The organism is Peribacillus sp. FSL R5-0717 (assembly GCF_038002945.1).
Taxonomy (GTDB): Bacteria; Bacillota; Bacilli; order Bacillales; family DSM-1321; genus Peribacillus; species Peribacillus frigoritolerans.
The window spans coordinates 3,890,140-3,902,272 of record NZ_JBBOOF010000001.1; the positions used below are offsets into that span (position 1 = coordinate 3,890,140).

The following is a 12,133-nucleotide window of genomic DNA, read 5'->3' on the forward strand; positions in this document are numbered from 1 at the left end:
CAATAGAACGATAAATTAGGATGTGATTCTATGTTCAGACAAGGAAGATATTTTAAGGGAAGCTTGCTGATTTTTATAGTTGTTTTGTGTGTGCTTACGGCGTGCAGCAATCAGAATGATGGAAAAACGGAGAATTTCGCGATGATTAAACGTACGAATCCTGAACCGATGGATATCATTAATGGAATGGATGGGAAGGATGAAAAGGGACTGATCTCAAAGGTAAAGGAAACAGTTGCTAATGAAGACACAATCTATGACGTGATCGTCGTGAAAAACGGGAAAAAGATTATCGTCGCTTATAAAGTTAAGCATTTACAACGTTTTCATATGAAGAAAATTGAAAAGACTGTGACTGAAAATCTGGAAGAAAAGTTTCCAGAGAATGATTTTATTGTTTCAAGCGATTATAAAATCTTTTTGGAATCAGTAAGGTTGAACGAGTTACTCAAGGAAAAGGATGTTCCCGAGAAAAAGGCAAGGAAGAAGTTCAAGGAAATTGAAGAACTTCAAAAAGAATTAATTTAGAAGAGAGGTTCAACACATGAGCGGCAAGGATAAAACGACCCCAATACAGGATGCGTATCAAGAGCTTCAAGGGAAGCATGAAATTAAAAGACCAATAGTGAAGAATTGTTTGAAGGCCTTTTTAGTAGGTGGTATTTTCTGTATAGTGGGACAAGCCATTTCCTACTTCTATATTTATTTTTTCAACTTTACAGAGCAGACAGCTGGAGGTCCGACAACGGCTACCATGGTGTTTCTGGCCCTTTTGATGACCGGTTTCGGATTTTACGACCGGATTGGCCAGTATGCTGGGGCAGGGAGTGCCGTCCCAGTCACTGGGTTCGGTAACGCAGTCATTTCTGCAGCAATCGAACATAGGACGGAAGGTTTTGTACTTGGAGTTGGATCCAATATGTTTAAATTGGCCGGATCGGTTATTTTATTCGGAGTATTTTCAGCCTTTGTCGTGGCGTTGATAAAAACGATTTACCTAATGATTGGGGGCTAAGCGGTGTTAAAGGGAAAACAAACATGGATGTTCACCAATAAACCGGTCATCTTGGAAACAGGGGTAACAGGAGGTCCATTTGAAGCAAATGGAGAAATCGCGGGTGATTTCGATATTCTTTATGACGATTTATGGATGGAGCAGGATTCATATGAGAAGGCTCATCGCCATTTGATGGAGAAAGCGGTAGAGCTTGCTTTGGAGAAAGGGGAGATTGACAAGGAGCAGGTACAGTTTTTCTTGGCTGGTGATTTAATCAATCAGGTTACACCGACAAGCTTTGCGGCAAGAACCAATGGAATTCCATATTTCGGCTTGTTTGGAGCCTGTTCCACATCGATGGAAGGGCTTGCTCTAGCTGCCTTCATCACTAATTATGGCGGGGCTAACTATGTGTTGACAGGTGCATCGAGCCACAATGCAGCTGTTGAAAAACAATTTCGCTATCCAACTGAATATGGCGGGCAAAAGCCACCTACAGCCCAATGGACGATAACAGGAGCAGGGGTGGCGCTGGTTGCTCCTAATGGAAGCAAGCAAGGGGAATATCCACATATTGTCTCGGCCACTATTGGTAAGGTCATTGACATGGGATTGAAAGATCCTTTCAACATGGGGGGAGCAATGGCCCCGGCTGCAGTCGATACGATACTTGCCCATTTCAATGATACTGGTTTGACCCCGGATGATTATGATTTCATCATTACTGGGGATTTAGGTCAAATAGGGAGTGAGACAGCCCATGACTTATTGAAACAAAAGGGCTGTAATATCAATCAGGAAAAATTCAAGGATTGCGGATTGATGATTTTTAAAAAGGACCAGCCTGTTTTGGCTGGCGGGAGCGGTGCGGGATGTTCGGCAGTCGTTTTATACGGTCATATATTAAATGAAATGATTTCCGGTAAATATAAAAAAATCCTGCTTGTCGCAACAGGAGCGTTATTGTCGCCGCTTTCCGTCCAGCAAAAAGATACGATTCCGTGCATCGCCCATGCAGTGTCCATTGAGTATGGGATGAATTCATGAAAAAGGAGGGATTTCGATGTTAGCAATGTTTTTTTGGGCCTTTGTCATCGGTGGCTTGATTTGTGTAGTAGGCCAGCTGCTTTTCGATGTTGCTAAGCTAACCCCAGCACATACGTTAAGCTTATTCGTTGTAATAGGAGCTGTTCTTGGCGGATTTGATTTATATGAGCCGCTGGTTGACTTTGCCGGTGCAGGAGCAACCATACCGATCGTTTCGTTTGGGAACTCGCTGGTGAACGGGGCGATGATGGAATCGGAAAAACATGGGCTCGTTGGCGTACTGACAGGTATGTTTGAAATTACGAGTTCCGGTATCTCTGCAGCGATCGTTTTTGGATTCATCGGAGCATTGGTTTTCAGGCCAAAAGGATAAAATTACCGAAATAGGCAGCCTTGGAATGGGACATGGCCTATACATATTTGTCCAGACCTACATATGTTATCAGTAAGCTTTAGCGAGAGCGAGGTGATATGTATGTTTGGTTTTGGTGGCTACGGTTGTTGTGGCGGCGGCGGTTATGGATACGGCGGCGGTTATGGATACGGCGGCGGATATGGCGGCGGTTCTACTTTCGCGATAATCGTTGTATTGTTCATCCTATTGATTATTGTAGGGGCTTCTTTCTGCTAAGGCGTAAAAGGAATAGGCAGAAGAAGCCTATTCCTTTTATTTTTTTTGTATGGGCCTAGCACTTTTTTCTGATAATGCCATAGGATAGGTACAGAAAAGGGAGGGGCTTAAGTATGGATAATAACTTTTTTAAAAACATAGAAGGTAAAACCGGCGTAAATATGAAAGATGTATTAGAATTGGCAAACTCGTTGCAAGGAGCCAACTTCAAAGATGAAACAACGGTTAGAAACGTCATTAAGCGTGTTTCGAAAATAGCGAATAAACCGGTCAATAAGGAAACGGAAGATAAAATCGTTCATTCCATCGTAGCTGAAGGGAATAAACTTGATTTCGGGACGATATCCAATATGATAAATAAAAAATGAAAAAGGGCCTGCTATCATGCAGGCCTTCAGACTGCAGACAAACTTGAAAAAAAGCGAGTTTGTCTGCAGTTTTTTAAACTAAAAAAGCCCATTTGCAAGATTTATAGTATCGGCTTTTGGTCAAAGCTTCAGAAAACGTGATGGATGGGCAGTCCGTCCGCGTCTAGTTTGCAGGATGGAAAGGTAAAGATCCTTTTTAGCCCTGGTTGCCGCTACATAGAGCAATCGTCTTTCCTCTTCAAGAGGGGATAGTTCCCCTTTTCGGTAAGATTCAAGTGCGAAATCATGAGGAATGCTGCCATCTACAGCAGCAAGGACATATACGGTTTGATATTCAAGCCCTTTGGAACGATGTATGGTGGTAAGCTGTATGGCGTCCTTAAAGTGTTTCGATAGCTGTTTAATCTCTTGGACCATCGCAGTCATATGATCGACATGTTCAATGAAAGCGGCGACGGTTGGAAAACGATTTGCCGCCACCTTTAAGTCACGGATGTCATCGGATCCTTTTTCCAGGTTCGCATCATTACCGCGTTTTTTTACATATTCCTGGTATCCTAAATCTTTCTCGATGATCTCTAACGCTACGAGTGGCGACATAATTTTTAAAGACCGAATCTGTTCAGGAATCGTTTTTAATTTTCGTTCTTGAAAAGCATGTCCAGTCTTAACAAAAGCAAATGCATCGATGAAGTCACAATCCTGCAATATTGTCATTGCTTTTAACTCTTGTAATATACTTTGCTTTAAGAATAGGGAGGAAAGGACCTCAGATGCTGCCTTGCTGTCATGCGGGAACAAACTCAAGCGCATAAAGGCAAGCATGCCGCGAATGACCTTGCGCTGATAAAACGAATCCGCATCCTTTTCAATGACGAATGGCAGATTGGAAGCGGCAAGCCGTTCAAAAATGGCCCTGGACATCGTGTGTGTCCTGTACAATACTGCAAAGTCCCCAGGGTTTGCTCCCTTGGATATTTTCTCTTGGATATCGGATACGATCATCGTCGCTTCCAATTCTTCATCATAAGGATAAAATAAAACAGGTGGATTTCCTGAATCATGCTGTGCCCTCATCTTTTTCTCCATCCGGTTCTGGTTTCGCTTGATCAAGCGGTTCGCTGTAGCGACAATTTCATGGGAAGAGCGGTAATTCTCCGTCAGCTTCACCACTTGGGATCGAGGGAAGTCATGATTGAAATTCAAAATATACTTCGGATCGCTTCCACGGAATGAATAGATGGATTGGTCATTATCTCCAACCGCACATACATTTTTTGATTCAGCAGATAGGAGTTTTATCAATTCATATTGAACTTTATTGATATCCTGAAACTCATCTACCAAAAAATAGTTAAACCTTTGCTGATATTTCTTTAAAAAATCTGGGTGATTTTTTAAAAATACATAACAGCCTACAAGCATATCATCAAAATCATACTTCCCTGTTTGCTGTTTATATTCTTCATATTTCTTATATAAAAATAAACACGATTTCTCCCAATCGTCCTTAGGGTGAATATCTTCTGGAAAGGCCAAAGAGTTTTTCCAAAGCCCGATTTGTTGAAGAGCCTGATCATATGCAAATTCCTTATCATCAAGTTCCAATTCCCTGCCAGCCTGCTTCAATACCTTTTCTTTTTCCCACTCCCACTTCAATAGGAAATCGCGCTGCCATTTGGCTGGTTCGTGGAAAATCAGGATTTTATAAAAGATGCTATGAAAGGTCCCGCTAACGATTTGAGAAACAAGGGAGGGCGTCATATAGGGATAACCGAGCAGACGCTGCTGCATTTCCTTTGCGGATTTCGCCGTAAATGTTACAAGCATGATACTTTTGGGATCAATCTTTTTCACTGTGAGCATATAGGCAGTGCGTACCGTCAATACGCGGGTTTTCCCGCTACCTGCTCCTGAAAGGACAAGGATGGGTCCATCGACCGTCATTACCGCCTTGAGTTGCTCTGCATCGAGAACAACCCCTGAAGAGGATAATTCTTGAAAGTATGGTTCCTCTGATTGTGCCATGTCATATGGTTTATCTGAATATTTCGGATTGCCGGTTATGGGGCGGCTTTTAAGGAAAGGTTCGGTAATGGTTTTCGTTTCAGTGATGGTTCGAGATGTTGGAATCCTAAATCCATTCTGTTCCATATATTCTAAGGGCTTATCTTCATTTATGGATTCTGAAATTGGCATTTCACAGGGTCCCTGCGATGGGTCGCTATGATAAAAATAAGGTGTCTCATGGATTCCGATAAATAATTTCACTGGTTTATGACAAATGATACAAGAAAGCTGATCACGTTTTCCTTTTTCAAAAAGTGTCTGCAGCTCACCAGCTGAAACGGTATGTAAATGTACGATTTCATTGCCAGATTTTGCTTGATTCATATAAATGGATACCTCTAATCTATTAAAAATATCGGCAATACTCATCATACCAGAAGATTAGGAAAAAAGAATATGGAAATCATGTTTAAATATTGTTCTGGCAGGGTAATTAAATGACAACATAACTATTTCAATATAAGGAGGGGTTACTATGGGATATATAGCACCTGTCACACAATTTGATTATATTCAATATGCCAACCGGACGGTCGAAGTTGCAGGGAAAGTAAGAATTGTTAAAGGAGCGGCACCCATTCAACCCATCCGTTTTGATCAGGTGTTGGAAAGGGAAAGATAAAGGGAAAGGGAAAGCGTTGAAGGATTAAATCAAATTCAAGATAATGTTCGGGTAAGTGCATATGGAGCAGGCACATATCAACTTGAAATGGGCAGGAGCGTCAGGAAAGATTTAACGGCTGGAATGACAGGAAAAGGCAGGTTCATCAACGAAATTGTCTAGTTCCTCCAGAAAGACAAAAGAGGACACGTGAAGTGTCCTTTTTGTGCTGACTTCTTAAAGAATGTCTATTTCCACGATTAGGGCTAACAATAGTTGCAATAAAAGTTGGATGTTTAGAGCGATTTGTGCATCAGTTGTTGTAATGTCGATATCACGGCTGTTTTCAACAATTGTTTTTTGGCGCGTGATTTGTTTAACATTGGAAGATTGGATTAATTGTTGAGTGATCTTATCAGCATTATCAGCATCTGCAACGGAAATGCTTACGATGACCGCAATTGCAGCTTGTAGAGCAGCTTGTAGTGAGAGGGCCGCTTTAACATCCGTTGAAGTGATATTTACATTACAAGAATCTTTAATGTAAATAAGTTCTTCAGAAAGCTGAACTTGATTATTATCCTGTCTTGCATCTTGGTCAATCTTTGTGTCATCGTCGTTACAGAATCCTGAAAGGGGATGCCTGGAAGCGGAATCTAGAGCCGACCATGACCTTTCAGAGTCATCATGTGTGTTACAATTGCTACGATATACATTTTGGTTCATGTTGTTTTTTCCTCCTTAGGTTTTATTCCCTATTAAAATATGCTTTGATGGTTAATCGGGTTGGACGAATAAATCAGTTCATTCGTCTATTTTTTAAATACTTAGAGAAAGTATTAGTGTGTGGGGGATGAATAATAAAGAAGCTGGAGCTTTAGGAATGAAATGTAAGTGCTGCTATGTCTCGGTTTACTTATTTCTCGCCAGCAAGTAAGGTGATTAGGTGATATGGTGCATCATTTATTTTTGGAATCCGTGAATTTGTTGTGAATGGAATTGGTAACTGGATTAACATCATGTTCCGTGATGTTCTTTTCTTGGTTTATGATTTTTAGTGATTGCTCTTGTAAATAACGAACGGTTTCTTTAAGGTTGTTTCTCTCTTTTTCAGTTAGATCGACCTTTTCCTTTTTGAAACCATGTTTTCTCAAAGTCCTCGAAACCAGCAGCTCCATCAGTCTTTTTTGAGACTCATCCAGGTTAAAATCATTGTTACCCATAAAATTTTCCCTCCTTCTTGCTTTCTATATATAGACTATGTATTTTTGATGAGTTTGCCATTGAACGGAAATGGTTTTTTTCATAAAACGATAATTTAAGTCCATGAACGAACAAAAAAAGCTGTCCAATCAGAAGACTGAAAGGACAGCTTTTTTATATCAAAAAATGGTTTTCTTCATCGTTTTATGAGGAATGCCAGCATCCATGAATTCGTCGGAAACGATCTCATAACCTAATTTTGAATAAAAAGGGATGGCATGCACTTGGGAATCAAGCTTTAATTGAGGCACTTCCTGCTGGATTGCGTATTCCTCAATAGCATTCATGATCATGGCGCCGGCACCATTCTTACGGCCCGATGACAGTACACAAATGCGCTGTACTTTACCGATGTTGTCAATGACCCTGAAGCGGCCAGCACCGATTGGCTGATGCTGCTCATCATATAAAACGAAATGTGTGGAATCTTTTTCATATTCATCGATCTCTTCTTCAAGAGGGACGTTTTGTTCTTGGACGAACACTTTTCTTCGAATCATATATGCGTTTTCAAGCTCTTGGCTGTTCTCTGCGATTTTTACAAACACGAAATCATTCAGCTCCTAATCTAAATGTTTCATAAACGGTCCATGCCCCATCTTCAAGTTGATACAGCAAGTGAACTCGTTTCACCTCTTCTTCATGGCTGATGTCAAGCATGCTTAATTGGCCTAAAACATCAGAATGCTCATTATCGGATAAATCTTGAGCGATTGTAATATGCGGGACAAATGCATGTTCACTTTCACTTTTTATGAAATCCTCATTGTTAAGCGCATCATGCAGCTCTTGAAGCCCTTCGGATAATTCTACTTTGAAATAAATCGTATTGCTTACGGGTTGGAAAGACTTCGTTTTGGTTACGCTCATCGTAAAAGGTCTGCACTTTTGAGCGATGCCTTTTAATTGTTCCGCGATTGTTGAAATTTCCATATCCGTCGCTTCGAACGTTGGTTTAAGCGTTAGATGCGGTGGTATGAAAGCATACTTCGTATCATACCGTTTGCGATAGGAGTTAGCTAAATCTTGAAGTTTTTTTGAAGGGAAAATTGCAACACCATATTTCATAAATAAAACCTCCTGATATTTTTTATTGTTGTATTATAGTTGGACATGTTTTTTTCTTGAAACCATCCCAAACAGATGATTTCGAGTAATTAGAACATTTCCAATAGTGCTCGTTTCAAATCTGCCTGCCAGTATTTCCAGGTATGATTACCTTCAAATTCTTCATAGAAGCAAGGAAATCCTTTTTGGTTTATTAATTTATGCAATTCCCTATTTGGTTCTATGAAGTTTGCCTTATTGCCATCCGTCGTCGGTACATCCGTTTCACCGGTCCCGATCACATGGTAAAGTTCGAGGAGATGCGGATTCTCAAAATTACGTACAGCATCCATTACTGCTTCATTGGCAAGCGGGGACTGCATGATGCATTTACCGAATGTATGCGGATACTGCAAAGCGGCCAATAGAGAAACTGTACCGCCAAGAGAGTCACCTATCAAAGTTCGACCATGTCCCATTTGATAGGTTGGGAATTCATCATCTAAAAACGGAACTAGTTCATGGGCAAGAAAACGTATGTATGCAATATGCTGTTCCCCGTCCGGATGATATTTGCGCCTACGGTCAAAGCGGTCTTTATAAGGAATGCCGACAATGATGATATTCTCGATCTCATCGTTCCCTAACAGTTCATCTGCTACCCGACCGATTCGGCCCATTTGAAAATAATCACGGCCATCCTGAGCAATCACAAGCGAATATTTATACAATGGCGAATAATTAGCAGGCAAATAGACAAGCAATTCCAATTCTTCTGCTAAAGCTTCGCTTTTAAACATGTACTCTTTAATTGTGCCTTTGCGTAAACTCATTATCCCGCACCTCAATGATAATTAATAATGAAAAACAACTTACTTGATTATTTTAGCATAGCCTAGCAACTTTTTCCCGCGACAAGAATTTGGAATATAAAATTTTCGTTATATTTTCTAAAAATTTAAATTATAAGGTGCTATAATACAAGGATATAGAAAAATAATACAAAAAAAGGTGGCGAATAAAATGGCAGATGTACACGTGCACAGCAGGGAAGTGACAAAGGCGGCTAAACGAACATTATTGGAGCGTGGTGTCAGTGTGGAGGCAATTGCAAAAATCGTTTATGAATTGCAGTTCCCGTACAAGGCTGATCTTAAGCTGGAGGAATGCATCCACAGCGTTGAGCGTGTCCTGTTGAAAAGGGAAATTCAACATGCCATTTTAGTCGGTGTGGAGCTGGATAAACTGGCAGAGCAAAAAAAACTATCAGAACCCCTGCAATCGATTGTTGAATCGGATGAAGGGCTATTCGGAGTGGATGAAACGATTGCCTTTGGTGCAGTACTCGGTTATGGAAGCATTGCTGTAACAACCTTTGGCCATTTGGATAAAAATAAAATAGGCGTCATACACGAACTTGATAAGAAGCAAGAAGGAATCGTGCATACCTTCCTGGATGACATCGTTGCAAGCATTGCCGCGAGTGCCGCCTCAAGGTTAGCTCATCGTCTGAGAGATGAAGAGGAATCGTTAACTGAACAGGAAAAGGACATCCAGGAAGAAGAAGAGTTAATAGGTTGAACCTTGAAGAGCAATCTTCAGCCAGACCTGTAAAACCTGGCCTTAATGAGGCGGGCAGAAAGGATGTTGGCTACTTTAAATGTCCGTTTTGTCTGCCTTAGAAAACAGAATGCGTGAATATGGCCTGGATAAATTTCAAGCACCTGGATTTTCCGTTGTGTAATCTTACCTTGTTCGGAGAGATAAATTATTTCTAATGGAGCATTTTCTTCCATATGTTTACGAAGTATATATTTCATTCCCGGTCACTCCTTTGCTGACTTGCTTGCTATCATTATATACGAACATACGTTTTGTACGCAAGTTAAAAGCGAATGTTTGTTCTGTCTTGTTGTGAGGGTAAATGGAAGAAGATGAAATTATAACTTTTTTAATATTATATGTAGAGTTTTTAACAAAAAAACAATTTATGTACTCAATTTCTGACCTTTCTTCTAACAGTCCTCTTAGAATCGCAGTAGCTAGGTTCTTCATCAACCAAAACTGAAGTGCGATTATACCTCACCTCATTTTCAGATCGAGAATAAAGAATCTGTTTCCCCGATTATATCCACAAAAATCCCTTCCTTGTTGTTAACGACCACCCTCTTAATAAGATATATAATCCAGTAGATTTTTGCTGTTTAAGTTAGATTTATTTTCAAATTTGTAACATATGTACAAACATCTTTTCTTTTAATGAATAAAATAACCCGAAAATAAAAAGGAAAAAGGTGATTATAATTAAAAATCATAATTCCATTTCACATTGTAATTCCTTTATAGACACCACATATCTTAATAAGAAATGTGTGCAAAAGAAACCGGATGATTGTCATAGCTGCCATAAGAAACACAATGACTGTATATGTCACCAAAAGAAATCTGATGATTGTCATAGCTGCCATAAGAAACACAATGTCTGTATTTGCCACCAAAAGAAACCGGATGATTGTCATAGCTGCCATAATGATTGTCACTGCTGTCATAAGAAACACAATGACTGTATTTGTGAGCAAAAGAAAGATGATGACTGTCATTTGTGCCATAAGAAACACTGTATTTGTCATCAAAAGAAACCGGATGATTGTCATTGTTGTCATAAAAAACACAGTGACTGTACCTGTGAGCAAAAGAAAACCGATGACTGTCATTTGTGCCATAAGAAACATAATGACTGTCACTGTGACAATAAGAAACATAATCTAGTAAGAGCATCTGCGTTCAGGGCTAATAAGAATACACCACAACTATACGAAGCAGCGTTAACTCCCTCTATAAAAGTTTTATTCCAAACTGAACAGTTTGATTTAGCGGATGAATATAATCCGCACATATCAACATTTATTCCAACTAAGGATGGAATTTATGAGATAACAGCAAAAGTCTCGTTTTGTCCGTCAAAAAGTAAAAGCAATGATTCCTCAAAAAACAAAAAAGATAATTGCAAATGTGATTATTGCAGTAAAAATAGTTGCAACTGTGATTATTGCAGAAAACATCATTCTTCAAAAGACAAAAAAAGGAGTTCTTCAAAAGAAGGATATGTCGCATCCATTTCCATTAACGTAAACGGAGATAATTTAGATATTGTTAATGACTTCTTGGAGAAATCAAGACCTATTGGACTATCCGTTACTACAATCCTTCAGTTACAAGCAGGAGATCGGGTACAAGTATTATTTAGCGCAGATGCAAACGGAGAAATTTTAGCAGAAGCATCTTTAACAAACTTTCAGGCTGCTAGATTCCCTTCTCCAATGTAAAGATCTTTCTGCTTTAGTCTTAGATTGAGTAAATGGACATCATATTTGTTAATTAAAGTTGAGTAAACGTATGATTAGGAGCCTTGGATTCTCCTTGAAAAAGGTGAGGCGGATTCTATTCCGAGAAATTTTGGGGGTCAGATCGTACTTTCAGGGATTAACGCCTAAGACCACACTTTATGGAAAAAAAACTTTTTTAGCAAAACTACTTGTTTTATTTTGAATACCACTATATAATAAATCTTGTTCAGAAAAGAAGTCAGCAACTAAGTAAGTTTTAAACCAAGCTCTATAGAGCTTGATTACATACGACTTGTTAGCTCAGTGGGAGAGCACTTCCTTGACAGGGAAGGGGTCGTGGGTTCGAATCCCTCACAGGTCATCAACTGCCAAAGGCTCAAATCCTTGATATAGCAAGGGTTTGGGTCTTTTTTTGTTTTTTAAGATAGTTCATTATGTATTATTTACTGGATTGGTGGCGGATAGAGAAGGATTAAAAGACATTAAAGGACAACTATTTGTAATAATTAATATTTTAAGGAACTGTGGGTAAAGCCTTTTGCTTATTCGGCTAGCGATGGAGGTTAAAAAGAAGACCTTCTTTTTGGCTTTTCTTTAAAAGGTACATAATCATATTCTTCGGTAAAATCCACTTTACTATAATGTGTTGGATTACTCACTACTAAATACCATGCACGGGAATACTTCCTGGAAGCCCTGAACATGACGCATGAAGACTATGCAAAATATCAGCAAACGATGTTTCTTGGCTTGAAAAGTATA

General features: G+C 39.6%; 17 protein-coding genes and 1 tRNA gene. 10 read left to right on the forward strand and 8 right to left on the reverse strand.

Annotated elements, in window-relative coordinates; all coding sequences use genetic code 11:
- The first annotated feature begins 30 nt into the window (after positions 1–30).
- The 6 genes from NYE65_RS18765 (at position 31) to NYE65_RS18790 (ending at position 3,043) form a co-directional block, all read left to right on the forward strand.
- Complete coding sequence (locus NYE65_RS18765) at positions 31–528, forward strand: YhcN/YlaJ family sporulation lipoprotein (protein WP_328177473.1); 498 nt, start codon at positions 31–33, stop codon at positions 526–528.
- 16 nt (positions 529–544) lie between these two features.
- Positions 545–1,015 carry a stage V sporulation protein AC gene (gene spoVAC / locus NYE65_RS18770; protein WP_340861442.1) on the forward strand — a complete coding sequence of 157 codons (471 nt, stop codon included), beginning with the start codon at positions 545–547 and terminating at the stop codon, positions 1,013–1,015.
- A gap of 3 nt (positions 1,016–1,018) precedes the next feature.
- A complete protein-coding gene (spoVAD, locus tag NYE65_RS18775) occupies positions 1,019–2,044 on the forward strand; it encodes a stage V sporulation protein AD (RefSeq protein ID WP_268590584.1) in 1,026 nt (341 codons plus the stop codon).
- A 16-nt stretch (positions 2,045–2,060) separates the two neighbouring features.
- The gene (gene spoVAE / locus NYE65_RS18780; protein ID WP_063577046.1) at positions 2,061–2,417 is read left to right on the forward strand and encodes a stage V sporulation protein AE; all 357 of its coding nucleotides are present in this window, start codon (positions 2,061–2,063) and stop codon (positions 2,415–2,417) included.
- Positions 2,418–2,519: 102 nt separating this feature from the next.
- Positions 2,520–2,675 carry a sporulation protein YjcZ gene (yjcZ, locus tag NYE65_RS18785; protein WP_340861443.1) on the forward strand — a complete coding sequence of 52 codons (156 nt, stop codon included), beginning with the start codon at positions 2,520–2,522 and terminating at the stop codon, positions 2,673–2,675.
- A gap of 113 nt (positions 2,676–2,788) precedes the next feature.
- Positions 2,789–3,043, forward strand: a complete 255-nt coding sequence (locus NYE65_RS18790; RefSeq protein WP_034314458.1) for a stage VI sporulation protein F — start codon at positions 2,789–2,791, stop codon at positions 3,041–3,043.
- Between the two features lie 120 nt (positions 3,044–3,163).
- On the opposite strand, the gene NYE65_RS18795 is transcribed toward NYE65_RS18790, so the two are convergent.
- Positions 3,164–5,437, reverse strand: coding sequence for an ATP-dependent helicase (locus tag NYE65_RS18795; RefSeq protein ID WP_340861444.1), 2,274 nt, complete (start codon positions 5,435–5,437; stop codon positions 3,164–3,166).
- A 151-nt stretch (positions 5,438–5,588) separates the two neighbouring features.
- Between NYE65_RS18795 and NYE65_RS18800 the strand changes: the two genes are divergently transcribed.
- Positions 5,589–5,735, forward strand: coding sequence for a hypothetical protein (locus tag NYE65_RS18800; protein WP_340861445.1), 147 nt, complete (start codon positions 5,589–5,591; stop codon positions 5,733–5,735).
- A gap of 216 nt (positions 5,736–5,951) precedes the next feature.
- Here NYE65_RS18800 and NYE65_RS18805 read toward each other — a convergent pair whose 3' ends face one another.
- From NYE65_RS18805 to NYE65_RS18825, 5 genes are all read right to left on the reverse strand, one after another.
- Positions 5,952–6,440, reverse strand: a complete 489-nt coding sequence (locus NYE65_RS18805; protein WP_063577043.1) for a spore coat protein — start codon at positions 6,438–6,440, stop codon at positions 5,952–5,954.
- Between the two features lie 233 nt (positions 6,441–6,673).
- Complete coding sequence (locus NYE65_RS18810) at positions 6,674–6,937, reverse strand: hypothetical protein (protein WP_034314453.1); 264 nt, start codon at positions 6,935–6,937, stop codon at positions 6,674–6,676.
- Between the two features lie 159 nt (positions 6,938–7,096).
- Positions 7,097–7,525, reverse strand: a complete 429-nt coding sequence (locus tag NYE65_RS18815; RefSeq protein ID WP_034314452.1) for a GNAT family N-acetyltransferase — start codon at positions 7,523–7,525, stop codon at positions 7,097–7,099.
- A gap of 4 nt (positions 7,526–7,529) precedes the next feature.
- A complete protein-coding gene (locus NYE65_RS18820) occupies positions 7,530–8,045 on the reverse strand; it encodes a YjcG family protein (RefSeq protein ID WP_034314450.1) in 516 nt (171 codons plus the stop codon).
- Positions 8,046–8,134: 89 nt separating this feature from the next.
- Entirely contained in the window at positions 8,135–8,857 is a 723-nt protein-coding gene (locus NYE65_RS18825) for an alpha/beta hydrolase (protein WP_340861446.1), read from the reverse strand.
- Between the two features lie 190 nt (positions 8,858–9,047).
- On the opposite strand from NYE65_RS18825, the gene NYE65_RS18830 reads away from it, so the two are divergent.
- A complete protein-coding gene (locus NYE65_RS18830) occupies positions 9,048–9,605 on the forward strand; it encodes a phosphatidylglycerophosphatase A family protein (protein WP_034314446.1) in 558 nt (185 codons plus the stop codon).
- Between the two features lie 17 nt (positions 9,606–9,622).
- On the opposite strand, the gene NYE65_RS18835 is transcribed toward NYE65_RS18830, so the two are convergent.
- Both NYE65_RS18835 and NYE65_RS18840 read right to left on the reverse strand, forming a co-directional pair.
- Positions 9,623–9,844: a hypothetical protein gene (locus NYE65_RS18835; RefSeq protein WP_034314444.1), complete on the reverse strand. Its 222-nt coding sequence runs from the start codon at positions 9,842–9,844 to the stop codon at positions 9,623–9,625.
- A gap of 504 nt (positions 9,845–10,348) precedes the next feature.
- The gene (locus NYE65_RS18840; RefSeq protein WP_340861447.1) at positions 10,349–10,756 is read right to left on the reverse strand and encodes a hypothetical protein; all 408 of its coding nucleotides are present in this window, start codon (positions 10,754–10,756) and stop codon (positions 10,349–10,351) included.
- Between NYE65_RS18840 and NYE65_RS18845 the strand changes: the two genes are divergently transcribed.
- Both NYE65_RS18845 and NYE65_RS18850 read left to right on the forward strand, forming a co-directional pair.
- Entirely contained in the window at positions 10,739–11,350 is a 612-nt protein-coding gene (locus tag NYE65_RS18845) for a hypothetical protein (protein ID WP_340861448.1), read from the forward strand. The two genes, NYE65_RS18840 and NYE65_RS18845, sit on opposite strands and share 18 nt — an antisense overlap.
- A gap of 310 nt (positions 11,351–11,660) precedes the next feature.
- Positions 11,661–11,732, forward strand: a tRNA-Val gene (locus tag NYE65_RS18850).
- Positions 11,733–12,133: the final 401 nt, after the last annotated feature.

Excerpts from the sequence above, each read along its gene's own strand:
- NYE65_RS18765 (WP_328177473.1), top strand. The coding sequence starts at position 31 with ATGTTCAGACAAGGAAGATATTTTAAGGGAAGCTTGCTGATTTTTATA.
- spoVAC (WP_340861442.1), top strand. The coding sequence starts at position 545 with ATGAGCGGCAAGGATAAAACGACCCCAATACAGGATGCGTATCAAGAG.
- spoVAE (WP_063577046.1), top strand. The coding sequence starts at position 2,061 with ATGTTAGCAATGTTTTTTTGGGCCTTTGTCATCGGTGGCTTGATTTGT.
- yjcZ (WP_340861443.1), top strand. The coding sequence starts at position 2,520 with ATGTTTGGTTTTGGTGGCTACGGTTGTTGTGGCGGCGGCGGTTATGGA.
- NYE65_RS18790 (WP_034314458.1), top strand. The coding sequence starts at position 2,789 with ATGGATAATAACTTTTTTAAAAACATAGAAGGTAAAACCGGCGTAAAT.
- NYE65_RS18795 (WP_340861444.1), bottom strand. The coding sequence starts at position 5,437 with ATGAATCAAGCAAAATCTGGCAATGAAATCGTACATTTACATACCGTT.
- NYE65_RS18800 (WP_340861445.1), top strand. The coding sequence starts at position 5,589 with ATGGGATATATAGCACCTGTCACACAATTTGATTATATTCAATATGCC.
- NYE65_RS18805 (WP_063577043.1), bottom strand. The coding sequence starts at position 6,440 with ATGAACCAAAATGTATATCGTAGCAATTGTAACACACATGATGACTCT.
- NYE65_RS18810 (WP_034314453.1), bottom strand. The coding sequence starts at position 6,937 with ATGGGTAACAATGATTTTAACCTGGATGAGTCTCAAAAAAGACTGATG.
- NYE65_RS18820 (WP_034314450.1), bottom strand. The coding sequence starts at position 8,045 with ATGAAATATGGTGTTGCAATTTTCCCTTCAAAAAAACTTCAAGATTTA.
- NYE65_RS18825 (WP_340861446.1), bottom strand. The coding sequence starts at position 8,857 with ATGAGTTTACGCAAAGGCACAATTAAAGAGTACATGTTTAAAAGCGAA.
- NYE65_RS18830 (WP_034314446.1), top strand. The coding sequence starts at position 9,048 with ATGGCAGATGTACACGTGCACAGCAGGGAAGTGACAAAGGCGGCTAAA.
- NYE65_RS18835 (WP_034314444.1), bottom strand. The coding sequence starts at position 9,844 with ATGAAATATATACTTCGTAAACATATGGAAGAAAATGCTCCATTAGAA.
- NYE65_RS18840 (WP_340861447.1), bottom strand. The coding sequence starts at position 10,756 with ATGTTTCTTATGGCACAAATGACAGTCATCGGTTTTCTTTTGCTCACA.